The sequence below is a fragment of the Curtobacterium sp. ABR8 genome (assembly GCF_057812125.1).
Genome location: NZ_CM173818.1, coordinates 2,172,289 through 2,196,620, shown reverse-complemented (window position 1 = coordinate 2,196,620; position 24,332 = coordinate 2,172,289). Strand labels below are relative to the sequence as shown.

Below are 24,332 nucleotides of genomic sequence, written 5' to 3'. Positions count from 1 at the left end.
CGGGCGGAGCCCGTCCGCACCGTGCCGGGTTCGCGGTCCGGTGCGGCGTTGCGTGCTGGGTGCGCGCTCGTAGCGGGGCACGGTGCGCGGAAGCCCGCACGGGGTTGCGAGGTGCGCACGGTGCGGCCTGGAGGCGCGGTGCCGGTCGTGCACCGCGCCTCCCGTCCGCACGGCGCCGGGTCCGCAGTCCGGTGCGGCGTTGCGTGCTGGGTGCGCGCACGTAGCGGGGCACGGTGCGCGGAAGCCCGCACGGGGTCGCGAGGTGCGCACGGTGCGGCAGCGCACGCACACGCACACGCACACGCGCGCCGGCCGTCAGCGACGGGAGGCGATCAGGTCGTCCTCGATCTCAGCGTCGGTCTTCGGCTTGGCGTCCTTGCGGCGCTGCCGCTCCTGGGCGCGCTCGCGTTCCTCGGGGTCGTCCTGGTTGAGGTTCCGGTACTCCTGCACCATCACGTACGCCAGGAACCCGAAGCCGCCGGCCGCGAACAGGAACCACTGGATGAAGTAGCTCAGGTGCAGGCCGGTGTCGGCGGTGGGGCGTTCCCAGCCGAGCGGGCGGGCCTCGGTCGGGGCGGGGGACTCGGACGCGAGTTCGCCGTACGCGCCGGTCCAGATCGGGGTGTCGACCTTCTTCGCGACGTCCGCCAGGGTGACCGACTGCACCTGGTCGGTGTTCGCGGGGTCGGTGCGGCCGGGGATCCGGGGCTCGCTCTGCTGCAGGCGGACGATCGCCGTCACCTCACCCGACGGGGGAGCGGGCACGTGGTCGGGGGCGTCCTGCGCGTTGCCGGTGGGGACCCAGCCGCGGTCCACGATGAACGCCCGGCCGTCGTCGGTGACCAGCGGGGTGAGGACCTCGAAGCCGGGTTGGCCGTTGTGCACGCGGTTGCGGACGAGCAGCTGCGCGTCGACGTCGTACCGGCCGGTCACGGCGACCCGGAGCCACTCCTGCTCGTCCTGCCAGCTCGAGGCCGTCGGCAGCGCCTGGTCGAGGGGCACAGGGGTGTGGTCGTAGTTCTGGGCGACCTGCTCGTTCTGGCGGACGGCCTCGTTCCGGCGGTCCCACTGCCACATGCCGAACAGCGTGCAGACGATCGCGAACGCCACGGCGATCGCGAAGTACCCGAGCCAGCGGCGACTGCGGACGAAGTGCCAGCCGACGAAGGGCTCGTCCGGGTCCTGGGCGGGACGGTCGTCGGCCGGCACGGACCGACGGGCGTGGTCGGCGGCGCGCTGCAGCTTGGCTGCGTGCTTCCGGCCGTACCGGGAGTGCGGGTCGAAGTCGTCGGTCATCGACCGGTGCCGGTGGAGCGCACCCCGACGTCGTTCTTCGGCGACGATGCCGGGTCGCGTTCGTCGTCGAGCCGGTCGACGTCCTCGTGCATGCCGGTGACGCGCACCGGGAAGGTACGGGACCGCAGGTAGTCGGCGAGGAAGTCGCGGTGCTCCTCGCACGCCGCCCAGATCTTCACGCGGTCGGCGGAGTGGATCCGGGGATTGCGCCAGTTGACCCGCCACGCAGCGGTGTTCGAGCAGCCGGCGCGCGAGCACACGGGGGTCGAGCCCGGCTCGGTGTGCAGGTCGAAGGTGGCCCCCATCAGCGGTGCCCCCACATCTTCGAGCGGTCGCCGTTGCGCTGCCACTCGTCCTGCGCGTGCTGCGCCTGCTGCCGGAGGCGGTCCTGCTCGTCGCGGTAGGCCTGGGCGCGGTCCTCTTCCTGCTGCTCCCGGAGGCCGGGGTCGACCGCGTCGTAGAGCTGCATCGCACCGGCGGGGGAGATCATGTCGCTCTCGGTGCGGCTGCCCGCGTTCGCGACGATGACGGCGACCCAGGGGATCACGGCGGCGAGGACGATCGGCACGACGGCGATCCAGGAGTGCCAGATGGAGTAGACGAGCACGGCCACGACGAACAGGACGACGCGGATCGCCATCTGCCACACGTAGCGGGACAGGCGGTGCGCCCGGTCCAGCTCCGGCGAGTCCGGGAGCGTGGTGATGCTGGTGTGCGTGCTCTTCATACAGATGGTCTCCGTCTACCCGTGGTCAAGCCTAAGCCTCCGGGACCGATCGTGGGTGCGCCGCGCGCGAACGGGCTGTCGTGGTGGCTCCGGTACGCTCGTCCGGGCGTGTCCGCCGACCCGTCGGCACGACACGACCGCACACCACCACCGAACGGAGCGACCATGAGCACCCCCCGTACCGTCCTGATCACCGGCGGCAACCGCGGCATCGGCCACGCCCTCGCCGAGCGCTTCGTCGCCGCAGGGCACCGCGTCGCGGTCACGTCGCGGAGCGGACAGGGCGGACCCGAGGGTGCCCTCACCGTGCAGGCCGACATCACCGACACGGCGTCGGTGGACGCCGCCTTCACGCAGGTCGAGGCCGAGCTCGGCCCGATCGAGGTGCTCGTCGCGAATGCCGGCATCACGAACGACCAGCTGCTGCTCCGCATGTCCGAGGACGACTTCACGAGCGTCGTCGACACCAACCTGACCGGCACGTTCCGCGTCGTCAAGCGCGCCACCAAGGGCATGATGAAGGCGAAGTTCGGCCGCATCGTGCTCATGTCGAGCGTCGTCGGCGCCTACGGCCAGATCGGCCAGGTCAACTACGCGTCGTCGAAGGCCGCCCTGGTCGGCATGGCCCGCTCGATCACCCGCGAGCTCGGCTCGCGCGGCATCACCGCCAACGTCGTCGCACCCGGGTTCATCCAGACCGACATGACGGCCGCGCTGTCGGACGAGCTGCAGGCCGAGTTCAAGAAGGCGATCCCGGCCGCCCGCTACGGCACGGTCGACGACGTCGCCGACGCCACGCTGTTCCTGGCGAGCGACGGGGCCGGGTACGTCTCCGGTGCGATCATCCCGGTCGACGGCGGCCTCGGGATGGGCCACTAGCCGCCCGGACGGGTCAGCCGCGCAGGCCGAGCGTCGCGAGCACGGCGGACAGGTCGCGGTCGACGACCGCGACGTCCGCCTGCTCCCGCACGCGCGGCTTCGCGTCGAACGCCACCGCCAGGGCGGCGACGCGCATCATCTCGAGGTCGTTCGCCCCGTCGCCGACCGCGACGGTGCGGGACGCGTCGACGCCGTCCGCGGTCGCCCACTCGCGCAGGGCGACGGCCTTCGCGTGCGCGTCCACGACGTCGCCGAGGACGCGTCCGGTCAGCACGCCGTCGGTCACCTCGAGCCGGTTCGCCCGGCAGTGGTCGAGACCGAGCTGCTCGGCGAACGGGTCCAGGACCTCGTGGAACCCGCCCGACACGACACCGACGGTCCCGCCGGCGGCGTGCACGCCGCGGACGAGCTGGTCGGCTCCCCGCGTCACGCGGACCGCCTGCTGTGCGCGTCGGAAGACGTCGACCGGGAGGCCCGTCAGGGTCGCGACACGCTCCCGGAGGCTCTCGGCGAAGTCGATCTCCCCGCGCATGGCGCGCTCCGTGATCGCCGCGACCTGTGGCCGGGTCCCGGCGGTGTCCGCCAGGAGTTCGATCACCTCGTCCTCGAGGAGGGTGGAATCGGCATCGAGGACGACGAGGAAGCGGGGCACGCACCAACGGTACCGACAGGAGGAGGCACGGCCCGCGTCCGTGACGCGAGCCGTGCCTCCTGACCGTCCGTTCGTCGGTGTGGACGTGACCGGCCGACGCTACGCGTCGACGCGGACGCCCTTGCCGACCACCGTGATACCCGACTCGGTCACCGTGAAGCCGCGGGCCTCGTCGGCCTCACGGTCGACGCCGACCTGCGCGCCCGGTGCGATGACGACGTCCTTGTCCAGGATCGCCCGGTTCACGACCGACCCCGCACCGATCGTCGCCCGCTCGAACACGATCGAGTCGAGGACCTTCGCACCGGAGTCGATCCCGCACCACGGGCCGATCATGCTGCGCTCGACCTGCGCGCCCGACACGAGGCAGCCGAGCGACACGAGCGAGTCGACCGTGGAGCCGGTGTTGCCGTTCGCGTCCCGCACGAACTTCGCCGGCGGCAGGTTCGTCTGCTGGTTGAAGATCGGCCAGTCCTGGTTGTACAGGTTGAAGACCGGCACCGGGGCGATGAGGTCCATGTGGGCGTCGAAGAACGAGTCGATCGTCCCCACGTCGCGCCAGTAGTACTTGTCACGGTCGGTGGAACCGGGGACCTCGTTCCGCTGCAGGTCGTAGACGCCGGCGTCGCCGCGGTTCACGAAGTCGGGGACGATGTCGCCGCCCATGTCGTGCGCCGAGGTCTCGAGCTGGCCGTCGCGCAGGACCGCGTCGACGAGGGCGTCCGCGTTGAACACGTAGTTGCCCATCGACGCGAGGACCTCGCCGAGGGAGTCGGCGAGTCCGACCGGGTCCTTCGGCTTCTCGAGGAAGGCGTCGATCTTCGTCGGGTCGTCGGGATCCACCTGGATGACGCCGAACTGGTCGGCCAATTCGATGGGCTGCCGGATCGCCGCGACGGTGGCGCTGCGGCCCGAGGCGATGTGCGCCTCGACCATCTGGTGGAAGTCCATCCGGTACACGTGGTCGGCGCCGACCACCACGACGATGTCGGGGCGCTCGTCGCGGAGCAGGTTGAGCGACTGCAGGATCGCATCGGCCGACCCGGCGAACCAGCGCTTGCCGAGCCGCTGCTGCGCGGGGACCGATGCCACGTAGGACCCGAGCAGGCCCTCCATGCGCCAGGTCTCGGCGACGTGCCGGTCGAGACTGTGCGACTTGTACTGGGTCAGGACGACGATCTTCTGCAGACCGGAGTTCACCAGGTTCGAGAGCGCGAAGTCGATGAGACGGAAGTTCCCGCCGAACGGGACTGCGGGCTTCGCCCGGTCGGCCGTGAGCGGCATGAGCCGTTTCCCCTCGCCGCCAGCGAGCACGATGCCGAAGACCTTCTTTGGAGCCATGCCGCTCACAGTAGGCGTCAGCACTGGGAACCGGTTACGTTGATCCAGTGCGAGTCGATCTGCTGACCAGGGAGTATCCGCCGGAGGTCTACGGCGGTGCGGGTGTCCACGTGTCCGAACTCACCGCTGCGCTGCGGTCGGGGACGGACACCGACGTCCGTGTCCGGGCGTTCGGGGCCTTCCGCGACGAAGCCGACGTCTGGGGGTACCGGACGCCGGCCGGGCTCGAGCAGGCGAACGGCGCGCTGCAGGCGCTCGGCACCGACGTGGCCATCGCTGCCGACGTCGAGGGTGCCGACCTCGTGCACTCGCACACCTGGTACGCGAACTCGGCGGGCCGGATCGCGCAGTTGACGTACGGCATCCCCCACGTCGTCACCGCGCACAGCCTCGAGCCGCTCCGTCCGTGGAAGGCCGAGCAGCTCGGTGGTGGCTACCGCCTGTCGAGCTGGATGGAACGCGAGGCGTTCGAGAACGCCGACGGTGTCATCGCGGTGTCGAAGGCCATGCGCGCCGACATCCTGCGCTCGTACCCGTCGATCGACCCGTCGAAGGTGCACGTCGTCTACAACGGCATCGACATCGACGCCTGGAAGCCGCAGGTCGACGAGGACGCCGTCCGCGCCCTCGGGATCGACCCGTCGCGTCCCAGCGTGGTGTTCGTCGGCCGGATCACCCGTCAGAAGGGGCTGCCCTACCTGCTCCGCGCCGTGGCCGCGCTCCCCGAGGGCGTCCAGATCGTGCTCTGCGCCGGCGCGCCGGACACCCCCGAGATCCTCGCCGAGGTCACCGGGCTGGTCGAGGGCCTCCGTGAGCAGCGCGAGGGCGTCGTCTGGATCGACCGGATGCTCGCGCACGAGGAGATCGTCAACGTGCTGTCCTCGGGCACCGTGTTCGTGTGCCCGTCGATCTACGAGCCGCTCGGCATCGTGAACCTCGAGGCCATGGCCTGCGGGATCCCCGTCGTGGGCACCGGCACCGGGGGCATCCCCGAGGTCGTCGCGGACGGGTTCACCGGCCGCATCGTCCCGATCGACCAGGCGCAGGACGGCACGGGCACCCCGACCGACCCCGACAAGTACGTGGCGGACCTGGCGGCGACCCTCAACGAGGTGCTGGCCGACGAGGGGCTCGCGAAGCTCATGGGCCGCGCCGGACGCCTGCGCGTCGAGTCGGAGTTCACCTGGGACGCGATCGCCACCAGGACACGGCAGGTCTACGACGAGGTGCTCGGCCGGAACCCGTAGGCTGGTCGCATGCCCTCGGTCGTGCGCTTGTCAGACGTCTCCGTGGTCCGCAACGGGGCCACCATCCTCGACTCGATCTCGTGGGAGGTGCAGGACGACGAACGCTGGGTCGTGCTCGGCGCGAACGGTGCCGGCAAGACCACGCTGCTGCAGGTCGCCGGCGCGCAGACGTTCCCGACCTCCGGTGACGTCGAGGTGCTCGGCACCGAGCTGGGCGGCGCCGACCTGTTCGAGCTCCGCCCGCGCATCGGCTTCGCGTCGACCGCGCTGGCCCGTCGCATCCCGGTGACCGAGAAGGTCATCGACGTCGTGCTGACGGCCGCGTACTCGGTCACGGGTCGCTGGAACGAGGAGTACGAGGAACTCGACGTCCGTCGTGCCCAGCGCGTGCTCGAGGAGTGGGGCCTGGGCTCCTTCACCGACCGCACCTTCGGCGAGCTGAGCGACGGCGAGCAGAAGCGTGTCCAGATCGCCCGCGCCGTCATGACCGACCCCGAGATCCTGTTCCTGGACGAGCCGGCCGCCTCGCTCGACCTCGGCGCCCGCGAGAGCCTCGTCCGCACCCTCGGCGGCTACGCCCAGAGCGCCGACTCACCGGCCATCGTGATCGTCACCCACCACGTCGAGGAGATCCCCGCCGGGTTCACCCACGCCCTGGTGCTCGCCGACGGCCACGTGCAGGCCGCCGGACCGATCGACGAGGTGTTGACGGACGCGACCCTGACCGAGGCGTTCGGCATCGCGCTGTCCGTCACGAAGGACGCCGGCCGCTACACGGCGCGCGCGTCGTAGCGCTGCGATCGTGCCGTCCGTCTGGTAACGTTGACGGCTGGCGCAAGCCGATGACTTCCCGCGCATCTCGCGCAATCCCACCACCGCTACCGCTATCGAGGAAACTCCATGAAGACCGACACCCACCCCGAGTACCGCGCCATCGTCTTCCGTGACCTGGCCTCCGGTGAGACCTTCCTGACGCGTTCGACCGCGAACAGCGACAAGACGATCGAGCTCGACGGTGCCACCTACCCGGTGATCGACGTCGAGATCTCGTCCGCTTCGCACCCGTTCTACACGGGCAAGCAGCGCATCCTCGACTCGGCCGGTCGCGTCGAGAAGTTCAACCAGCGCTTCAAGGGCTTCTCCAAGTAAGCAGCTCTACAGCACGTCGGAACGGGCGGTCCTCCTTCGGGAGGGCCGCCCGTTCCGCGTTGCGTCAGCCGTTGCGGTGCGGCCACCGGCCGTCGGCGGTGAAGGACGGATCGCGCTTCTTGCGCATGTACTCCTGGAACGAGGTGGCCTGCTCGGCGCACCACCCGACCTGCTTGCGGTGGAGCTCTTCGGCCGAGATTCCGAGTTCGTCCTGGTACTTGCCGGCGATGGCCTGGGCGACCCGACCCGCCGCGATCGCGTCCGCACCCGCGTCGTGCGCGTCGTCGAGGGTGACGCCGTACAGCTCGGACGCCGCCTCGAGCGTGCGCTTGCCCTTGCGGAACGTGTCGAGGGCCTTGTCGATGACGAGCGGGTCGACGACGTTGCCGATGACGGGGGAGGCGAAGCCGTGCCGCTTTGCCTCGCGGTCGAGGACCGTCAGGTCGTACGGCGCGTTGTAGATCACCAGCGGGATCCCGCGGGCGAACACGGCCTCGATCGCAGCGATGATCTCGGCGACGACCTCGGCGGCGGGACGCCCCTCGGCCTGGGCGCGCTCCGTCGTGTAGCCGTGCACGGCCGCGGCGCCCTCGGGGATCGCGATGCCCGGGTCGGCGATCCACGCGCCCTCGGCGATGGAGGCTCCGGTCATGTCGATGAGGCCGACGTGCGCCGTGACGATCCGCGCCGTCTCGACGTCGACACCGGTGGTCTCGAGGTCGAAGACGCCGAGGGCGTGCCACCAGGGGCGTCCGGAGAGGTCCTGCGCCGGGGCGGGCGTTTCGAGCTGTGCTGTGGGGAACGTCACGCGGTCAGGCTAACGGGACGCACCGACACCACCCGCGCTACCCGACCGGCGCGCCGACGTGCAGCCAGTAGAACGACTGCGTCCCGAGGGTCAGGGTGACGGTGCCGTCCTCGTCGAACGCGGGGAACGAGCCACCGCCGAACAGGTCGTAGAGCGGGCGACCGGCGAACTCCGGGGCCGACACCGTGACGGACGTCGGGTTCGTGGCGAACGAGAACACGCACAGGACGTCCTCCGCCGACGGTCCGAACTGCTGCCCGGAGCCCTCCCACGAGCGCACGAACGCGAGCACCGATTCGTTCGAGGTCTCCTGCACGTGCAGTGTGCCCAGTCCGAACACCGGATGGGCCTTCCGCACGTGGATGACGTTGCGGACCCAGTGCAGGAGGGAACGCGACTGCGCGAGCTGCGCCTCGACGTTGACCTGCGCGTAGTTGTAGACGAGGGACTGCACGACGGGCAGGTAGAGCTTGCCCGGGTCCGCGGTCGAGAACCCGGCGTTGCGGTCGGGGGTCCACTGCATCGGCGTGCGGGACGAGTCGCGGTCGGGCAGCCAGATGTTGTCGCCCATGCCGATCTCGTCGCCGTAGTACAGGAAGGGCGACCCCGGCAGCGAGAACAGCAGCGCGTGGATGAGCTCGAGCTCGGCGCGCGAGTTGTCGAGCAGGGGAGCGAGGCGGCGCCGGATGCCGATGTTGGACCGCATCCGGGGGTCGTAGCCGTACCACCCGTACATCGCCTGCCGGTACTCCTCGCTGACCATCTCGAGCGTGAGCTCGTCGTGGTTGCGCAGGAACACGCCCCAGGCGGCCGCGGAGGGCACGTCGAGGGTCTCGGACAGGATCGCGGCGAGCTCCTTCGCGTGCTGCGCCCGGAGCGAGTAGAAGATGCGTGGCATGACCGGGAAGTCGAACGCCATGTGGCACTCGGGCTCCTCGTCGGTGCCGAAGAAGGCGGCGGTCTCGCGCGGCCACTGGTTCGCCTCGGCGAGCAGGACGCGGCCGGGGTACTCGTCGTCCACCATCGCGCGCATCTTCTTGATGAACTCGTGGGTCTCCGGCTCGCCCTCGCCGTTGCCGTCCTCGGACTCGAACAGGTACGGGATCGCGTCGAGCCGCAGCCCGTCGACGCCCAGGTCGAGCCAATGCCGGACGACGTCGTACACGGCCTCCACGACCGCGGGGTTCTCGAAGTTCAGGTCGGGCTGGTGCGAGAAGAACCGGTGGAAGAAGAACTGACGGCGGACCGGGTCGAACGTCCAGTTCGACTCCTCGGTGTCGACGAAGATGATCCGGATGTTCGGGTACTCCTCGTCGGTGTCCCGCCAGACGTAGAAGTCGCCGAACGGGCCGTCGGGGTCTTCGCGCGACTGCTGGAACCACTCGTGCTGGTCGCTCGTGTGGTTGATCACCATGTCGATCACGATGCGCATGTTGCGCTCGTGCGACTTCGTGACGAGCTCGCGGAAGTCGTCGAGGGTGCCGAACTCCGGCAGGATCGCCTTGTAGTCGGCGATGTCGTAGCCGCCGTCGCGCATCGGGGACTGGAAGAACGGCGGCAGCCAGAGCGCGTCGACGCCGAGCCACTGCAGGTAGTCGAGCTTGCCGATCACGCCCTGCAGGTCACCGATGCCGTCGCCGTTCGAATCGACGAACGAGCGGATCATGCACTCGTAGAAGACCGAGCGCTTGTACCACTGCGGGTCGAGCGTCAGGCCGGGCAGCTGGATCGGGGCTGTGAAGGTCACCGTGCTCCTCGTCGAAGGTCCACGGGCCTCGTCGAGAGCCCGCCCCGGACACGATAGGCGCGCGATGCTGCGGGTGTCCGGGGTTTCGTGCGGATGTCTTCGTAGACTGGCGCCGATGCAACCGCCCGTGCTCTCCCCGTACCAGTCGCTCATGGCCGCCACGCCGGTGGTCCACCGGTCCGTGCAGGTCGACGGCCGCACCACGCACTACTGGGAGTACGGGCCGTCCGACGCGACGCAGACCGTCCTGGCGGTGCACGGCTTCCGTGGCGACCACCACGGCCTCGAGACCATCGCCGCGCACCTGGCGGGCGTGCGCGTGATCGTGCCCGACCTGCCCGGCTTCGGCGTGTCCGACCCGCTGCCGGTGTCCGACATCGAGTCGTACGTCGCCTGGTTGACCGCGTTCCACGCCGCGCTCGGACTCGGGCGCGACGCCGTCGTGCTCGGGCACTCGTTCGGCTCGATCGTGGTGTCCGCCACCGTCGCAGCGGGGCTCGACACCCGGCTGCTCGTCCTCGTGAACCCGATCGCCGCCCCCGCGCTGCAGGGACCCCGGGCGGTCGGCACCGGGATCGCGATCGGCTACTACCGGGCCGGCGCGGTGCTGCCGAAGCCGATCGGGCTCGGCATCCTGCGGAACGCCGCCATCGTGCGGGTGATGAGCATCGCGATGCTCAAGTCCCACGACCGCGGGATGCGCCGCTGGGTGCACGACCAGCACGACCGCTACTTCTCGGCCTTCGCGAACCGCACGAGCGTGCTCGAGGCGTTCCGCACCTCGGTCACCCACGACGTGTCCGAGTACGCGGACCGCATCGACGTGCCGGTCCTGATGATCGCCGCCGAGCACGACGACATCACGGCGGTGCCGGAGCAGCGCGCCCTGGCCGCACGCCTGCACGATGCCGAGCTCGTGGTCATCCCCGGGGTCGGCCACCTGGTCCACTACGAGACACCGGCACCGGCCGCCGCCGCCGTGCTGCGCCGGATGGCGGACACACCCGCGCGCCCTGGACGCGGCCGCGCCGCCAAGGCGGGCCGACCGGCGGGCGCGGGACGGGCCTCCAGGGCGACCGCGACGACGGCCAGCGCGACCGAGGAGACCGACGCGTGACGCGCCTGCGCATCGGCATCGACTGCCGCTACGTCCGCATCGGCCGCCACGACGGCATCAGCCGGTTCACCGCCGGGGTCGCCTGGAACCTGCCCGACCGGCACGACTTCGTGCTGCTCGTCCACGACGAGCGCCAGCTCGAATCCCTGCCGCGCGACCTGCCGTGGGAGCTGCTGCCAGCACCGACCGACGCGGGGGAGCCGCTCGTCGCGCGACGGGTGAACCGGCTCGGCCTCGACGCGGTGTTCTCGCCGATGCAGACGATGGGCTCGCGGGGGCGCGACTACACGCTCGTGCTGACGCTGCACGACCTGATCTACTACCGGAACCGCACGCCGCCGCGGGAGTTCTCGTGGCCGCTCCGGCTCGGGTGGCGCGCGTTCCACCTGTCGTGGGCGCCGCAGCGGTTCCTGCTGAACGGCGCCGACGGGGTCGTCACCGTGTCGGAGACGACCGCCGGGCTCATCGCCGAGCACCGGCTGACGAAGCGTCCCGTGACGGTGGCGTACAACGCCGCCGACCCGGCGACACCGCGAGTGGGCGGCGCGCCGCGCGACCGCTCGCTCGTCTACATGGGTTCGTTCATGCCCTACAAGAACGTCGAGACACTGGCGGCCGCGCTGCCGCTGCTCGGGGCGGACTGGACCCTGCACTGCATGTCACGGGTCTCGGACGCCGACCGCGCACGGCTCGAGGCGCTCGCGCCGGCCGGGGCGATCGTGTTCCACGACGGTGCGACCGACGAGGAGTACCTGTCCGTGCTCCGGTCGGCGACCGCCCTGGCGACCGCGTCGTTCGACGAGGGCTTCGGCATCCCGCTCGTCGAGGCGATGGGCGTCGGTACCCCGGTCGTGGTGAGCGACATCCCGATCTTCCGCGAGATCGGCGGCGGTGCGGCCGAGTACTTCGACCCGGCCTCGCCGTCGGCAGTCGCTGCTGCGGTGCGGCGGGTCGAGGAACGGTGGGACGAGGCCTCGGCGCAGTCGGTCGAGCGGGCGGCGCGGTTCCGGTGGCAGGACTCGGCGGAGCAGGTGGTGCGGGCGGTCGAGCGGGCCGTGGCCGACCGGCGCGCGCGGTAGGCGGGGGCGGGGCGGGGACGCGCGACGCGATGCGACATGGTCGACGTCGTACGACATCGGTTCCGTCGTTCCGCGTCGGCCACACGAACGATGACCGCTACTTCGCCGCGACCACCTCGACGCTCGCCCCGGGGAACACCTTGTGCGTCTCCTCGGTCACCCGCGCCACGATCGGCGGGACGGCAGCCCCTCGTCCCGGGGTCTCGACGGTGATCGCCTGGTCGGCGGCGCGGTCCGACGGGGTGCCACCGCGTTCCCACGAGCAGCGGACGGCCGTGACCCCGCCGATGTGGTCGAGCGTGTCCGCCAGCACCAGGCGCTTCGCCGTGACCGCACGGGAGTCGGAGACACCCACCTCGAGGGTGCCGAGGTCGGCGATCGCGACGACCCGGACGCCGTTGCCGCCAGCCGAGTCGGTCGCACGGCTCAGCGCGTCGACGAGGTCGGTCCGGGCGGCGGCGTCCAGCGACGGGTCGGCCGTGATCGTCGCGGTGGCGTCGTAGCTCGCGAAGCCGGTCTTCTCGGCCCGGTGGTGACGGACCTCGGTGACGCCCGGCACGTCGGCGAGCCGGTCGTCGAGCCGGTCGAGGGCCATGTCCGGTCGGGGGAACACGCCGCCGATGCCGTTCTGCACGCTGCCGATGATGGTGCCGAGCACGAGGGCGATCACCCCGGCGACGAGGACGGTGCTGCCGCCGATGACGAGCCAGGTGCGGGCCCGTTGTCCCATCGTGCGGGTCTGCACGCTGGCGGTCTCGGGACCGAAGGCACGGTCGAGGTCGTCGTCCTGCCGGTCGGCGGCTTGCCAGCCACCCGTGTCGGTTCCGTCGGTCACCATGTCGCCCCCTGGTTCGGGTGCGTCGGAGCCTAGTCGCAGGACGGCCCTGCCGTCCGCTCAGCCCCGGCGTTCCAGCGGGTTCTGGTAGTCGAACGCGTACCGCCCGGGCCCGTCCGAGACGTCGTCGATCGGGTCGTCGAACCGGACGAGCTCCGCGTGGAAGCGCTCGGGGTCCCAGCGGAACGAGTGGATCGAGCCGTTGCGGATCGGGGTGGCGTGCCGATCGGCGGTGCCGGGCGCCGCCTCGTTCACCACGCTCCGGATCACCGCGCCGTGGGTGGCGACGACCACGACCCCGCCGTCCAAGCGCACCGCGATCTCGCCGAGCGTCTCGGTGATGCGGGCGAGCAGCGCCGACCGGGACTCGCGCCCGGGGATGTCGTCGTGGGGGTACCGGGCCGTGACCTCGGTGTCGGTGAGTCCCTCGGCCTCGCCGTAGGAGCGTTCCGCCAACCCGGGGTACGTGGTGGGCGCTGCCAGTCCGAGGCGGTCGGCGATGATCGCCCCGGTCTCGGCGGCGCGGGAGAGCGGTGAGGCGACGACGGCGTCGAACCGCCGTCGGGCGAGGAGCTCGGCGGCGTCGGCGGCCTGTCGCCGTCCGGTGTCGTTGAGCGGGATGTCGGTGGAACCCTGGATGCGGCGCTGCGCGTTCCAGTCGGTCTCACCGTGCCGGACCAGGTACAGGAGCGTCGTCACCCGTCGATCATCCCAGACGGCTGAGCGGACCCCGCGGGCGCGGACCCCGCCGCCCCCAGCCGCTCGGCCAGGTGCACCAGCGTCTCGGTCGTCCCACCGTCGAGCTTCACGGCTGCGCGGCGGTCGCTGCGGGTGGCACCGCGGTTCACGATGACCACGGGGTTCTTGCGGCGGGCAGCGTGGTCGACGAGCCGCACGCCGGAGTTCACGGTCAGCGATGACCCCACCACGAGCAGCGCTTCGGCGTCGGCGACGATCGACACGGCCTCGTGGAACTTCTCGGTCGGCACGAACTCGCCGAAGAACACGACGTCCGGTTTGAGCATCCCGCCGCACACGGAGCAGTCGGGCACCACGAAGCGTTCGACGTCGGTGATCTCGACATCGCCGTCGGGCTGCAGCTGCACCGAGCCGGGCTCGTCGATCCACGGGTTGGCGCGGTCGATCGTCGTGGCGAGGTCGGCGCGCGAGAACACCTGCCCGCACGTCAGGCAGAGGGCGCGGTCCATCGACCCGTGGATCTCGACGACGCGGCGCGATCCGGCACGGAGGTGCAGACCGTCGACGTTCTGGGTGATGACCCCGGTGACGACACCCGCCTGCTCGAGCGCGGCGAGTGCCCGGTGTCCCTCGTTCGGCCGGGCTGCGGCGAAGCTCCGCCAGCCGAGGTGCGAGCCGGCCCAGTACCGCTGCCGCTTGGCGGCGTCCGATCGGAACTCCTGGAACGTCATCGGCTTGCGCACGACGCGTCCGGCGCCGCGGTAGTCGGGGATGCCGGAGTCGGTGCTCAGGCCGGCGCCGGAGAGCACGGCGAAACGTTTGCCCGCGAGCACCTCGACCACGCGGTCGAGGTCGTCCGCGGTCGGCGGACCGGTCGGCGCCCCGGTGGGCGGTCCGGTCGTCGACGCAGCATCATCCAGCACCCTGTTCACGGTACCCTCAACAGCCGACCGTCCCGGTCGCTTCCCGACCGGCACGCCAGCCGCGACGGCAACCGCGACACCAGCCGCCACACCGGCCGCGACGCCAGCCGCCACACCAGCGCGTCACCGGCCGGCCCACCACCTGCACCACACCGAAACGAGCCCCGTGCACCCCGTCCGCATCGACTCCCTCGACGACACCCGCCTCGACGACTTCGCCCGTCTGACCGACGTGGCGCTCCGCCGGGTGAGCGAACCGGAGGGCGGCCTGTACATCGCCGAGTCGAACACGGTCATCGAGCGCGCGGTCCGTGCCGGGCACGTCCCCCGGAGCATCCTGGTGCAGGAGAAGTGGCTCGACAGCGTCCTGCCGCTGGTCGCCGACCACGACGGTCCGGTCTTCGTCGGTCCCGACGCCCTGCTCGAGGAACTCACCGGCTTCCGCATGCACCGTGGCGCGATCGCCGCGGTGCAGCGCCCCGAGCTGCCGACGGTCGCCGAGGTGGTGCGGGACGCGAAGCTCGTCGTCGTGCTCGAGGACATCGTCGACCACACGAACGTCGGAGCCGTGTTCCGCAGCGTCGCCGGTCTGGGCGCCGACGCGGTCCTGGTCAGCCCGCGCTGCGCCGACCCGCTGTACCGCCGGAGCGTCCGGGTGAGCATGGGCACGGTCCTGCAGATCCCGTGGACCCGGATCGGCGAGTGGCCGGCGGCGGGCGAGGAACTGCGCGCGCAGGGCTTCCACCTCGCCGCGATGGCGCTCACCGACGAGTCCGTCGACCTGGCCGAGTTCGCCCGTGACGTCCCCGGCAAGGTGGCGCTCGTCATGGGCACCGAGGGGCAGGGGCTGACGCCCGCGGCGATCGCGTCGGCCGACACGACGGTGCGGATCCCGATGGCGCACGGCGTCGACTCGCTCAACATCGCCGCGGCGAGCGCCGTCGGACTGTGGGCGGTCACCCAGGCCCAGCGGCTCGCCTCCTAGCGCCGCGACGAGCGGACCGGGAGGCGCGGCTCGCGTCAGTGCTGCAGCATCCGTCCGGCGCGGATCACCAGGGCACGGTCGGTGCCCGGTCCGCCGACCAGGCAGACGCCGACAGGAGCGCCGTCCACGGTGAGGGCGGGAGCGCTGACCGCAGGCAGGCCGCCGACGCTCGCGAGGCTCGTCATCGCCGTCGTCGCGGTCCGGGTGCGTTCGAGCGCCGTGGTGTCGGCGGCGATGAGCGGTGCGGGCCCCGGGACGGTCGGGAAGAGCAGGGTCCGGTCGGCGAGCGCCGTGCGGATCGTGGCCCGGACGTCGTCGAGTCGCGCGACGGCGTCGGCGGTGGCGGCGCGGTCGTTCGCCCGAGCGGCGGCGAACCGGTCGCCGACGACGGCGCTCAGGGCGCCGGGGTGGGCGTCGATCCAGGCACCGTGGGCGGCGACGGCCTCGGCGGCCTGCACGAGGCGCAGGAGTTCGCGCAGGTCCTCGAGCGGCGGGACCCCGAGGTCGGCGAGCCGCACAGGACCGATCGGTGCGTCCTGTCCGGCGACGAACGCGGCGAAGGCCTGAGCGACGGCGGGCTCGACGAGGTCCACCAGCTCAGCGGGCACGAGCAGCTCGGTCGGCTCGTCCGACGCGGTCGCCGACACTGACGGCATGCTGGCGTCGAGCGCCGCGAGCAGGACGTCGGCGCTCCGGGTGAGCCACCCCACCGTGTCGAAGGACGGCGCCAGCGGGAGCAGGCCCTGTCGGGAGACCGCGCCGTGGGTCGTCCGGAGGCCCCACAGCCCCTGGTACGAGGCGGGGACCCGCACCGATCCCGCGGTGTCCGTGCCGATCCCGATCTCGGCCATCCCGAGACGGACGGCCGATGCGGATCCGCTGGACGAGCCTCCCGGCAGTCGGGTCGGGACCGCCCCGTTGGGCGGGGTGCCGTGGTGTTCGTTGCGACCCGTCAGGTTGTACGCGAACTCGTCGGTGCGCGCGATGCCGCGGATCGACGCGCCGGCGTCGAGGAGCGCGGCGACGGCGGCGGCCGGCGCGGCCTGGACGGGGGACTCGCGCAGGTACGTGGGGTTGCCGGCGCCGACGGGCTGGCCGGGGACGGCGTAGAGGTCCTTCACCGCGACGGTGCGTCCGTCGAGCGGTCCGGACGCGGTCGGGGCGACGAGTGGGTCCCCGACGGCCCGCCAGAGCGTGGTGTCGAACGCCTTGGGGCGGCCGGTGACGTGCGCGGCCTCGATGCGCCAGCGCGGTGGGGTGCCGGTGCCGGACCCCGTGTGGGTGCCCGTGTCGCCGTCGCGGCGCCACAGCTGGGTCTGGAGGCCGTGCCCACCCGCCGCGAACTCGGACACCGACACGACCAGGGCGAGTCCGTCGGCCAGGGAGCGGACCTCGACGCGCGTCAGCGAGCGGGTCTGGACCCCACCCCGTGCCCCGCGGAACGCGCTGATCGCGTCGTGCCCGACGAGCAGGCCGCGGTCGTCCCCGCGCATCGTGCCGGGCGCGTCGACGAACGCGGCGTCGAGGGCGTCGAGGTCGTTCGCGGCGAGGGCGGCCTCGTACGCGTCGAGGGCGTCGAGCAGGCCCTCCGGCGCTCCTGTGGTCATCGGGCGGGCTCCTCGAAGTCGGCCTTGCGGATGCGGGCGTGTACGCCGGTGACCAGGTCGACCACCTGCGAGATGTTGAAGTCCGTCGCCGCCGACAGGTACGCGTACGCCAGGTGCGGCTCCATGCCCCAGCGGGCACCGAGGATCGCGACGGCGTGCCGGACGCAGGCGCGGACGGCCTCGTCGAGGTCCGGGTCCATGCCGGTCGGCACGAGGAACTCGTGGGTCTCGACGAGCGGCCAGACCAGGTCACCGAACTGCTGCGCGGCCTCGGCGGCGGGCGTGACGTCGAACCGGACGGTCGCACGGAGCGATGCCTCCATCGCGGTCAGGGCGACCTCACCGTCGCCCTGCGCGAAGTGCGGGTCGCCGACGTAGGCGAGCGCCCCGGGCACCAGGACCGGCAGGTGCAGCTGCGCGCCGACCTGCAGCAGGTTCACGTCGACGTTGCCGCCGTGCCGGCCCGGTGGCACCGAGTGCAACCGCTCGCCGGGCGTCGCGACGCCCATGATGCCGAGGAAGGGGGCCAGCGGGAAGTGCGCGAAGCGGTCGCGGGCCCCGGTCAGGGGGATGCGGCCCCGCCGGCCCTCGGCCGTGTCGACCACGTCGGCGAAGACGCTGACCGTGGTGCAGTCGACCGGGTACTCGCCGTGCAGGGCACCACGGCCGTGCCGGTTCGAGACGACGCCGTAGTGCACGCGCGGCAGCGTCTCGAGCACCGTCATGGTCAGGACGTCGCCCGGTTCGGCACCCTCGACGGCGATCGGGCCGGAGACCACGTGCGGGCCGTCGGTGGCTGGGTCCCGGTGGCCGCTCCTGGCGATCGCGACGGCGTCGTCCAGCACGTGCTCGGGGGCGACCCCGTGCGACCCGAAGTACGTGCGCGGGTCGCTGCCCTGGTCGGGCAGGATGCCCTCGTGGCTGACGGTGTCGATCGTCACGTCGTCGCCGGGCGCGATCGTGATCGCGGGCCGGTCGTCGCCGTTCGGCAGTCGACCCCAGAGGACCGTGTCGGGGTCGACGGGCAGGTAGCGCGCCGAGCGGACGGGGCCCGCACCGGGCTGCAGGGTCGGGATCGCGGGAGTCGTCATCGTGGTCATCGGTCGGCCTTCCGTTCGACGAGGTGGGCGACGTCGGCGAGGTGGTCGGTCATCGCGTCACGGGCGCCGTCCTCGTCGTGACGTCGGATGCAGTCGAGGATCCGTTCGTGCCAGACGAACGACGAGCGGCGACCCTCGCTGGTGCTGTGCGACCGGGCACGGACGTCCTGCACCCACCCGCTGCTGAGCTCGCACAGGGACACCAGCAGCGGGTTGCCGGAGGCACGTGCGACCTGCACGTGGAAGGCGACGTCCTGGGCCAGTGACTCCTCGGGGGTGAGCCCCGCGTGCGTGGCGGCGAGGACGCGTTCGAGGGCGAGCAGGTCCGCTTCGCCGGCACGGACCGCGGCGAGGCCGGCGACCTTCGGCTCGACCACCGTGCGGAACTCGGCGACGTGCTCGGCTCGTCGCGCCAGGTCGTCACCGTGGGCCGCGCCCGTCTGCTGCTCGAGCAGGGCGGTCGCCTCCTCGGAGCGCGGCAGCACGACGGTGCCACGGCCGGGTGTCCGGGAGACGAGCCGACGGCGCTCGAGCTCCTGCATGGCCTCACGCACCGTGGTGCGTGACACGGCGAGGTCCTCGGCCAGGGTCCGCTCCGGCGGGAGCTTGTCGCCGGGTGCCAGGTCCTCGAGCACCAGGCGGGCCAGGTGCGCGGCGGTCGCGGCGCTCAGTGTGCGGCCTCTCTGCATGGGCAGGAGCCTACGGTCCGTTGGTCCGATTGGTTCATTGGTACGACCAACGTTTACACGCTCGTCACACGTCGGGTCGGAGCCGGAAACACGGCGGGCGAAGGGTGGGTCACGTCCGATCCATCCCGATGCGAGGAAGAACCACCATGGACCTGATCCTGCGCACCGCCCGCCTGACCGACGGCCGCCTGGTCGACGTCCACGTCGCCGACGGCACCATCGTCCGGGTCGCCGAGGCGGGCACGGAGGACGAGTCGACCGGCGCGGCGCACGTCGTGGACTGTGCCGGTCGCGTCGTGATCCCCGGGCTCATCGAGGCCCACCTGCACGTCGACAAGGCACTGCTCGACCGCGAACGACCGAACCCCGACGGCACCCTCGCCGGCGCGATCGCGGTGACGGGGGAGCTCAAGCGCGGCTTCACCCACGACACCGTCCGTGACCGCGCCCGGACCCTGCTCGACCAGGCGATCAGCAACGGCACGACACTCGTCCGGGCACACCCCGACGTCGACCCCGTCGTCGGACTGACCGGCGTCGAGGTGCTCCTCGCCCTGCGCGACGAGTACCGCGACGCCCTGGACCTGCAGATCGTCGCGTTCCCGCAGGAGGGCATCGCGAAGGCGCCGGGCACGCTCGCCCTGCTCCGCCGGGCGCTCGCCGCCGGCGCCGACGTGATCGGCGGCTGCACCTACAACGAGGCGACCCTGGCCGCGTGCCACGAGCACGTCGAGACCGTCCTCGACCTCGCCGAGGAGTTCGACGTGCCGGCCGACCTGCACGCCGACTTCGCCGACGACACGTCCGACCCGCGGTTCGCCCTCGCCGGGCACATCGCCGACCGCGTCGCCGCTCGCGGGCTGCAGGACCGGGTCGCCCTCGGACACGTGACCTCGCTCGCCAGCCTGCCGCCGGCCCCGCGCAGCGCCGTGCTCGCGAAGCTCGCCGCGGCCGGTGTCGCGGTGGTGCCGTTGCCCGCCACGGACCTGCACCTCGGCGGTCGCTCGGACGACCGGGACGTCCGCCGCGGGGTCGTCCCGGTGCGCGAACTCTGGGACGCCGGCGTCACGAGCGCCTACTCGTCGAACAACGTCCGCAACGCGTTCACGCCGTTCGGCAACGCGGACCTGCTCGACATCGGGTTGCTGCTCGCGCAGGTGGGGCACCTGTCCGGCCCCGACGACCTCGGGCGCGTGCTCGAGATGGCCACGTCGTCCGCAGCCCGCGTCGTGGGCGTCGCCGACACCCACGGCATCCGGCCGGGAGCCGCCGCCGACCTGGTCGTCCTGTCAACGACCGACCCGGAGGGGGTCCTGCTCGACCGCCCCGACCGGAACCTCGTGTTCAAGCGCGGCCGCGTCGTCGCGGAGACCACCAGGACCACCCGACTCACCACCGGGTCCACCACTCGATCGAAGGAGCTCACCCATGCGTGAACGGATCCCGCACGAGATCGTCGCCTCGGTCCTCGCCGGCACCACGGCGTTCATCGGCGGCAACGCGCTGCACCTGCCCACCTGGGCGATCTTCATCAGCTGGGCGGGGATGTTCCTGCTCGGGGCGAAGCCGACGCTCCGGAACGCCACCCGGCTCTGGGCGGCGATGCCGATCGGGTCCGCCTTCGGCCTCGTGATCGTGCTGCTCGACCAGCGCTTCGGCACGGTGCTCGGCGAGGGGCAGGCCGCGCGGAACACGGTGCTCGCGCTGCTCATCCTGGTCGTCAACTGCGCCCTGATGTACACGGGTCGGACGCGGCTGTTCGGGCTCGTCCCCGGCATGTTCCTCGGGTTCGCCTCGTTCTTCGCGACGTGCTTCGGCGGCTTCGGCTTCGATCCGGGCAACGCCTGGGCGGCATGGGTCTCGGTCGTCGTGATGAACGCGCTCGGCCCGGTGTTCGCGTACCTGTCCCGACGGCTGACGTTCGCGCGGCCCGCCACGACCGGGGCGACGACGGACACGCCCGCCGCCGAGCAGCCGGTCGCAGCCCGGGTCTAGGGACCGACCGGTACGCTCGGTTCCCGTGTCACGAGTCGTCCGCCGCCCCCGCTCCGCCGTCCGGAGGCCCGTGACGATCTCCGCCATCGCGGTCCTCGTGCTCGTCGCCGGGTACCTCGTGGCCGCGGCCGTCGTGCCGTTCGGCCCGGCGAGCGCCTCGACCACGACGTACTCCGCCCCGACGTCGAGCGTGCCGGCCCTGAGCTTCCCCGGCTACGGCGCCACCGCGGTCGAGGCCACCGACTTCCCGGAGAGCCTGCGCACCAGCGGCGACGCGAAGCCCCGCTCGATCGCGAGCATCACCAAGATCGTCACGGCGCTCGTGGTGCTCGACGAGAAGCCGATGGCTGCGGGGGAGTCCGGTCCCGCGATCACCTTCACACCGAAGATGGAGTCGCTGTACGCCAAGTACGCGGCGATGAACGGCGAGGTCGCGCCGATGCCGGCGGGCCTGAAGCTCACCGAGCACCAGGCGTTCCAGGTGATGCTCATGAAGTCTGCGAACAACTACGCCGGCGCCCTCGCCATCTGGGCGTTCGGCTCGATCGCCGAGTACGAGCAGGCGGCGACGAAGTGGCTCGAGGAGTACGACCTCGACGACACCACGATCCACGAGCCGACCGGTCTCGACCCGCAGAACACCTCGACCGCCACCGACCTGGTCGACCTCGGCCAGCTCGCGCTCGCGGATCCGGTCGTCAAGGAGATCGTCGGCACGAAGGACGTCACGATCCCGACGGTCGGTGAGATCGAGAACTCGAACAAGCTCCTCGGTCTGGACGGCATCGAGGGCATCAAGACCGGCACCCTCGACGAAGCGGGCGCCTGCCTGCTGTTCGCGGCGACCTACGAGCGCGGCGGACGCGACGTCACCGTCATCGGCGTGATGCTCGGCGGGGTCGACCACGACTCGCTCGACGTCGACGTGCAACGGCTGCTCCGGTCGGTCGCCGACAACTTCCAGGTCGTGCCCCTCACCCACGCCGGGCAGACCTTCGGCACGTTCTCCACCCCCTGGCAGGACGAGGCCGACGCGGTCACCGCGAAGGCGGCCGAGGTCCTGGTCTGGGGGAAGACGAAGGTGCGGGCGAAGGCGCACCTCGACGAGGTCACCCTCGGGACGAAGGGCGAGCGGGTCGGGACGGTCCGCTTCACGGTCACGGACCACGACCCGGTGACGGTGCCGCTCGTGCTCGAGCGGACGATCGACGACCCCGGCGTCTGGTGGCGCTGGACGAACCCGTTCCAGGGCTGACGGGCCCCGTCCCCTGACGCCCGCCGTCCGGAGTCCGTAGTGTCGGTCGGGTGACGACGACGACGTTCTCCCGGACCACCCCCTCCGCCCGCGACATCGACGCCCGCGGGGTGCTCGCGTTCGTCGACGCCCTCGAATCGACCCCCGGTGTCGAGCCGCACAGCCTGATGCTGCTCCGCCACGGCCAGGTCGTCGCCCAGGGGTGGTGGCAGCCGTACGCGGCCGACCGGGTGCACCTGCTCTACTCGCTGAGCAAGAGCTTCACCGCGGCGGCCGTCGGCATCGCGGTCCGTGAGGGCCTCATCGACCTCGACGCCACCGCCCTGTCGTACTTCCCGGAGCTCGACGCCGAGATCACGGACGAACGCAGCCGCCGCATCCGGGTCCGGCACCTGCTCGCGATGGCGAGCGGCCACCGCGAGGAGACCCTCGACCGCGCTCGCGCCGCCGACCCGACGAACACCGTCCGGGGTTTCCTGCTCACCCCGCCGGACGAGGAGCCCGGCTCCGTCTTCGCCTACAACCAGCCCTGCACGTACACGCTCGCGAGCATCGTGCGACGGGTCAGCGGCGGATCGCTCGTCGAGTACCTGCGGCCGCGGCTGCTCGACCCGCTCGGCATCGACGACCTCGCCTGGCGACGCGACGAGACGGGCGCCGAACTCGGGTTCAGCGGGTGCTACGCCCCGACCTCGGCGATCGCCGCGCTCGGCCAGCTCTACCTGCAGCGCGGGGTGTGGGACGGCGAGCGGATCCTCGACGAGGACTGGGTCGCCGCTGCCACGACGACCCAGGTCGAGAACCCGGGCGAGGAGAACCCGGACTGGTCCCAGGGCTACGGCTTCCAGTTCTGGATGGCCCGCCACGGCTTCCGCGGCGACGGCGCCTACGGCCAGTTCTGCGTCGTCCTGCCCGAGCGGGACGTCGTCCTCGCGATCACGGGACAGAGCCTCGACATGCAGGCGGTCCTCGATGCGGCCTGGCAGCACCTGCTGCCCGCCGTCGACCGTCCGTCCGACGCCGCCGCGGACACCGCCCTGGAGGCCCGACTCGCCTCCCTGGCGCTGCCCGCGGTGCGCGGCGGCTCGCTCCAGGGCCTCGTCGACGTCGGCCCGTTGGCCCACGACGACGCGGGGTGGCGGCTCACGCTCGACGTCGACGGGGGGACGCTGTCCGTGCCGGTCGGCGAGGGGGAGTGGCTCGTCGAGGGACCGCTCGCGGCGAGCGGCGCCGTCGCCGCCGACGGCCGGACCGTGCTCGTCGACGTGCGGTTCGTCGAGACCCCGCACCTGGCGCACGTCCGGATCGACCGGCAGACCGGCACCGCCACCACCGCGTGGGAGACCGAGCCGCTGCACGACGGCCCGCTCACGCTGCGGCGCCCGGCGGACTGACCGCTACGGGGTGTCGGACCGGTGCTCGACGACGTCCTGCAGCTCGGGGCGCTTGGCCGAGACGCCGTCGCCCGACGACGTGTGCTTGATGCGCCGGACGACCCACGGCACCAGGTACTCCTTCGCCCAGCCGAGGTCCTCGGCACGGGCTTCGCGCCAGGGCCGCGCCTCGAGCGGATCCGGGTTGAACGGCTCCAGCCCGTGCGGCACCCCGAGGGCGTCGAGCACCGCCGCGGCGATCGTCGAGTGGCCCATCGGGGAGTGGTGCAGCCGGTCCGGCGCCCACATGCGCGGGTCGCGGAGCACCCGGAGCGCCCACATGTTCGCCACCAGCGCGCCGTGCTTCAGGGCGATGGCGTGCAGGTTCTCGTTGTAGATCGCCGTCTTGCCGCGCACCATGCCGAGCACCGGCGTCATGCCGACGTCAGGGCCGGTGAAGAGCACCACTGTGGCGCCGTCGCTCCGCAGTCGCGACACCATGGCGTCCACCCGTTCGGCGAGTTCGTCGGGATCGGAGCCCGGCCGGATGATGTCGTTGCCACCGGCGGACACCGTGACCAGGTCCGGGCGGAGCGCGAGCGCCGGTTCGACCTGCTCGTCGATGATCTGCTGCAGCAGCCGCCCGCGGACCGCCAGGTTGGCGTACGCGAAGTCGTCGGACCCGTGCGCGAGCACCTCGGCGACACGGTCCGCCCACCCGCGGTTGCCCCCGGGGACCGTGGGGTCGGGGTCGCCGATCCCCTCGGTGAACGAGTCACCGATCGCGACGTACCTGGACCAAGGATGACGATCTGACACGCTCCGGACC

The 24,332-nt window shown here is 71.9% G+C and carries 25 protein-coding genes; 11 read left to right on the top strand and 14 right to left on the bottom strand.

Annotated features, from left to right (window positions below):
- Positions 1-315 precede the first annotated feature (315 nt).
- The 3 genes from ACXKZB_RS10550 to ACXKZB_RS10540 are packed head-to-tail and all read right to left on the bottom strand — an operon-like array spanning position 316 to position 2,023.
- On the bottom strand, positions 316-1,296 hold the full coding sequence (locus ACXKZB_RS10550) for an SURF1 family cytochrome oxidase biogenesis protein (protein ID WP_488823109.1): 981 nt from the start codon (positions 1,294-1,296) through the stop codon (positions 316-318).
- Positions 1,293-1,601, bottom strand: a complete 309-nt coding sequence (locus ACXKZB_RS10545; protein WP_374114431.1) for a hypothetical protein — start codon at positions 1,599-1,601, stop codon at positions 1,293-1,295. Before ACXKZB_RS10545 ends, ACXKZB_RS10550 begins: the two co-directional genes overlap by 4 nt.
- The gene (locus tag ACXKZB_RS10540) at positions 1,601-2,023 is read right to left on the bottom strand and encodes a DUF3099 domain-containing protein (protein WP_123312561.1); all 423 of its coding nucleotides are present in this window, start codon (positions 2,021-2,023) and stop codon (positions 1,601-1,603) included. The genes ACXKZB_RS10545 and ACXKZB_RS10540 overlap by 1 nt, the downstream gene beginning before the upstream one ends.
- A 165-nt stretch (positions 2,024-2,188) precedes the next feature.
- Here ACXKZB_RS10540 and fabG point away from each other — a divergent pair, with 165 nt between their 5' ends.
- Positions 2,189-2,902 (top strand): 3-oxoacyl-ACP reductase FabG, encoded by a 714-nt coding sequence (gene fabG / locus ACXKZB_RS10535; RefSeq protein WP_027465673.1) that lies wholly within the window; start codon positions 2,189-2,191, stop codon positions 2,900-2,902.
- Positions 2,903-2,915: 13 nt separating this feature from the next.
- Here the strand turns inward: fabG and serB are convergent, their stop codons facing one another.
- Entirely contained in the window at positions 2,916-3,554 is a 639-nt protein-coding gene (serB, locus tag ACXKZB_RS10530; RefSeq protein ID WP_488823108.1) for a phosphoserine phosphatase SerB, read from the bottom strand.
- A 99-nt stretch (positions 3,555-3,653) separates the two neighbouring features.
- Positions 3,654-4,895 carry a glucose-1-phosphate adenylyltransferase gene (gene glgC, locus ACXKZB_RS10525; RefSeq protein ID WP_488823107.1) on the bottom strand — a complete coding sequence of 414 codons (1,242 nt, stop codon included), beginning with the start codon at positions 4,893-4,895 and terminating at the stop codon, positions 3,654-3,656.
- 47 nt (positions 4,896-4,942) lie between these two features.
- On the opposite strand from glgC, the gene glgA reads away from it, so the two are divergent.
- The 3 genes from glgA (at position 4,943) to ACXKZB_RS10510 (ending at position 7,291) form a co-directional block, all read left to right on the top strand.
- Positions 4,943-6,142, top strand: a complete 1,200-nt coding sequence (gene glgA / locus ACXKZB_RS10520; RefSeq protein ID WP_488823106.1) for a glycogen synthase — start codon at positions 4,943-4,945, stop codon at positions 6,140-6,142.
- A 9-nt stretch (positions 6,143-6,151) separates the two neighbouring features.
- On the top strand, positions 6,152-6,934 hold the full coding sequence (locus ACXKZB_RS10515; RefSeq protein ID WP_488823105.1) for an ABC transporter ATP-binding protein: 783 nt from the start codon (positions 6,152-6,154) through the stop codon (positions 6,932-6,934).
- 108 nt (positions 6,935-7,042) lie between these two features.
- Positions 7,043-7,291, top strand: coding sequence for a type B 50S ribosomal protein L31 (locus ACXKZB_RS10510; RefSeq protein ID WP_017887280.1), 249 nt, complete (start codon positions 7,043-7,045; stop codon positions 7,289-7,291).
- Between the two features lie 64 nt (positions 7,292-7,355).
- Here the strand turns inward: ACXKZB_RS10510 and ACXKZB_RS10505 are convergent, their stop codons facing one another.
- Together ACXKZB_RS10505 and treS are read right to left on the bottom strand one after the other, a co-directional pair.
- Positions 7,356-8,099 (bottom strand): 3'-5' exonuclease, encoded by a 744-nt coding sequence (locus ACXKZB_RS10505; RefSeq protein ID WP_123312570.1) that lies wholly within the window; start codon positions 8,097-8,099, stop codon positions 7,356-7,358.
- A gap of 37 nt (positions 8,100-8,136) precedes the next feature.
- Positions 8,137-9,846 (bottom strand): maltose alpha-D-glucosyltransferase, encoded by a 1,710-nt coding sequence (gene treS, locus ACXKZB_RS10500; protein WP_123312572.1) that lies wholly within the window; start codon positions 9,844-9,846, stop codon positions 8,137-8,139.
- Between the two features lie 115 nt (positions 9,847-9,961).
- Here treS and ACXKZB_RS10495 point away from each other — a divergent pair, with 115 nt between their 5' ends.
- A complete protein-coding gene (locus ACXKZB_RS10495; RefSeq protein WP_488823104.1) occupies positions 9,962-10,963 on the top strand; it encodes an alpha/beta fold hydrolase in 1,002 nt (333 codons plus the stop codon).
- A gap of 5 nt (positions 10,964-10,968) precedes the next feature.
- Entirely contained in the window at positions 10,969-12,042 is a 1,074-nt protein-coding gene (locus tag ACXKZB_RS10490; protein ID WP_488825882.1) for a glycosyltransferase family 4 protein, read from the top strand.
- A gap of 97 nt (positions 12,043-12,139) precedes the next feature.
- Here the strand turns inward: ACXKZB_RS10490 and ACXKZB_RS10485 are convergent, their stop codons facing one another.
- Genes ACXKZB_RS10485 through ACXKZB_RS10475 form a run of 3 tightly spaced genes read right to left on the bottom strand, consistent with a single transcriptional unit; the run spans position 12,140 to position 14,499 of the window.
- Positions 12,140-12,880 carry a hypothetical protein gene (locus ACXKZB_RS10485; RefSeq protein ID WP_488823103.1) on the bottom strand — a complete coding sequence of 247 codons (741 nt, stop codon included), beginning with the start codon at positions 12,878-12,880 and terminating at the stop codon, positions 12,140-12,142.
- Between the two features lie 57 nt (positions 12,881-12,937).
- Positions 12,938-13,576, bottom strand: a complete 639-nt coding sequence (locus ACXKZB_RS10480) for a histidine phosphatase family protein (protein ID WP_488823102.1) — start codon at positions 13,574-13,576, stop codon at positions 12,938-12,940.
- Positions 13,573-14,499, bottom strand: coding sequence for a Sir2 family NAD-dependent protein deacetylase (locus ACXKZB_RS10475; protein WP_488823101.1), 927 nt, complete (start codon positions 14,497-14,499; stop codon positions 13,573-13,575). Before ACXKZB_RS10475 ends, ACXKZB_RS10480 begins: the two co-directional genes overlap by 4 nt.
- Positions 14,500-14,665: 166 nt before the next feature.
- Here ACXKZB_RS10475 and ACXKZB_RS10470 point away from each other — a divergent pair, with 166 nt between their 5' ends.
- Complete coding sequence (locus tag ACXKZB_RS10470) at positions 14,666-15,484, top strand: TrmH family RNA methyltransferase (RefSeq protein WP_488823100.1); 819 nt, start codon at positions 14,666-14,668, stop codon at positions 15,482-15,484.
- Positions 15,485-15,519: 35 nt separating this feature from the next.
- On the opposite strand, the gene ACXKZB_RS10465 is transcribed toward ACXKZB_RS10470, so the two are convergent.
- Genes ACXKZB_RS10465 through ACXKZB_RS10455 form a run of 3 tightly spaced genes read right to left on the bottom strand, consistent with a single transcriptional unit; the run spans position 15,520 to position 18,880 of the window.
- Positions 15,520-17,091, bottom strand: a complete 1,572-nt coding sequence (locus tag ACXKZB_RS10465; protein ID WP_488823099.1) for an AtzH-like domain-containing protein — start codon at positions 17,089-17,091, stop codon at positions 15,520-15,522.
- Entirely contained in the window at positions 17,088-18,191 is a 1,104-nt protein-coding gene (locus ACXKZB_RS10460) for an acetamidase/formamidase family protein (RefSeq protein ID WP_488823098.1), read from the bottom strand. The genes ACXKZB_RS10465 and ACXKZB_RS10460 overlap by 4 nt, the downstream gene beginning before the upstream one ends.
- The gene (locus tag ACXKZB_RS10455; RefSeq protein ID WP_488823096.1) at positions 18,188-18,880 is read right to left on the bottom strand and encodes a FadR/GntR family transcriptional regulator; all 693 of its coding nucleotides are present in this window, start codon (positions 18,878-18,880) and stop codon (positions 18,188-18,190) included. The genes ACXKZB_RS10460 and ACXKZB_RS10455 overlap by 4 nt, the downstream gene beginning before the upstream one ends.
- Before the next feature lie 146 nt (positions 18,881-19,026).
- On the opposite strand from ACXKZB_RS10455, the gene ACXKZB_RS10450 reads away from it, so the two are divergent.
- The 4 genes from ACXKZB_RS10450 to ACXKZB_RS10435 are packed head-to-tail and all read left to right on the top strand — an operon-like array spanning position 19,027 to position 23,524.
- Positions 19,027-20,316, top strand: coding sequence for an amidohydrolase family protein (locus ACXKZB_RS10450; RefSeq protein WP_488823094.1), 1,290 nt, complete (start codon positions 19,027-19,029; stop codon positions 20,314-20,316).
- A complete protein-coding gene (locus ACXKZB_RS10445) occupies positions 20,309-20,875 on the top strand; it encodes a DUF1097 domain-containing protein (RefSeq protein WP_488823092.1) in 567 nt (188 codons plus the stop codon). The genes ACXKZB_RS10450 and ACXKZB_RS10445 overlap by 8 nt, the downstream gene beginning before the upstream one ends.
- Before the next feature lie 25 nt (positions 20,876-20,900).
- Positions 20,901-22,130, top strand: a complete 1,230-nt coding sequence (locus tag ACXKZB_RS10440; protein WP_488823090.1) for a D-alanyl-D-alanine carboxypeptidase family protein — start codon at positions 20,901-20,903, stop codon at positions 22,128-22,130.
- A 50-nt stretch (positions 22,131-22,180) separates the two neighbouring features.
- On the top strand, positions 22,181-23,524 hold the full coding sequence (locus ACXKZB_RS10435) for a serine hydrolase domain-containing protein (RefSeq protein ID WP_488823088.1): 1,344 nt from the start codon (positions 22,181-22,183) through the stop codon (positions 23,522-23,524).
- A gap of 3 nt (positions 23,525-23,527) precedes the next feature.
- Here the strand turns inward: ACXKZB_RS10435 and ACXKZB_RS10430 are convergent, their stop codons facing one another.
- Positions 23,528-24,322: an SGNH/GDSL hydrolase family protein gene (locus tag ACXKZB_RS10430; RefSeq protein ID WP_488823086.1), complete on the bottom strand. Its 795-nt coding sequence runs from the start codon at positions 24,320-24,322 to the stop codon at positions 23,528-23,530.
- Positions 24,323-24,332 lie beyond the last annotated feature (10 nt).

What these genes read in the sequence shown, in the direction of transcription:
- ACXKZB_RS10550 (WP_488823109.1), bottom strand. Translation starts at nt 1,296, where the DNA reads ATGACCGACGACTTCGACCCGCACTCCCGGTACGGCCGGAAGCACGCA.
- ACXKZB_RS10545 (WP_374114431.1), bottom strand. Translation starts at nt 1,601, where the DNA reads ATGGGGGCCACCTTCGACCTGCACACCGAGCCGGGCTCGACCCCCGTG.
- ACXKZB_RS10540 (WP_123312561.1), bottom strand. Translation starts at nt 2,023, where the DNA reads ATGAAGAGCACGCACACCAGCATCACCACGCTCCCGGACTCGCCGGAG.
- fabG (WP_027465673.1), top strand. Translation starts at nt 2,189, where the DNA reads ATGAGCACCCCCCGTACCGTCCTGATCACCGGCGGCAACCGCGGCATC.
- glgC (WP_488823107.1), bottom strand. Translation starts at nt 4,895, where the DNA reads ATGGCTCCAAAGAAGGTCTTCGGCATCGTGCTCGCTGGCGGCGAGGGG.
- ACXKZB_RS10515 (WP_488823105.1), top strand. Translation starts at nt 6,152, where the DNA reads ATGCCCTCGGTCGTGCGCTTGTCAGACGTCTCCGTGGTCCGCAACGGG.
- ACXKZB_RS10510 (WP_017887280.1), top strand. Translation starts at nt 7,043, where the DNA reads ATGAAGACCGACACCCACCCCGAGTACCGCGCCATCGTCTTCCGTGAC.
- ACXKZB_RS10495 (WP_488823104.1), top strand. Translation starts at nt 9,962, where the DNA reads ATGCAACCGCCCGTGCTCTCCCCGTACCAGTCGCTCATGGCCGCCACG.
- ACXKZB_RS10485 (WP_488823103.1), bottom strand. Translation starts at nt 12,880, where the DNA reads ATGGTGACCGACGGAACCGACACGGGTGGCTGGCAAGCCGCCGACCGG.
- ACXKZB_RS10465 (WP_488823099.1), bottom strand. Translation starts at nt 17,091, where the DNA reads ATGACCACAGGAGCGCCGGAGGGCCTGCTCGACGCCCTCGACGCGTAC.
- ACXKZB_RS10460 (WP_488823098.1), bottom strand. Translation starts at nt 18,191, where the DNA reads ATGACCACGATGACGACTCCCGCGATCCCGACCCTGCAGCCCGGTGCG.
- ACXKZB_RS10455 (WP_488823096.1), bottom strand. Translation starts at nt 18,880, where the DNA reads ATGCAGAGAGGCCGCACACTGAGCGCCGCGACCGCCGCGCACCTGGCC.
- ACXKZB_RS10450 (WP_488823094.1), top strand. Translation starts at nt 19,027, where the DNA reads ATGGACCTGATCCTGCGCACCGCCCGCCTGACCGACGGCCGCCTGGTC.
- ACXKZB_RS10445 (WP_488823092.1), top strand. Translation starts at nt 20,309, where the DNA reads ATGCGTGAACGGATCCCGCACGAGATCGTCGCCTCGGTCCTCGCCGGC.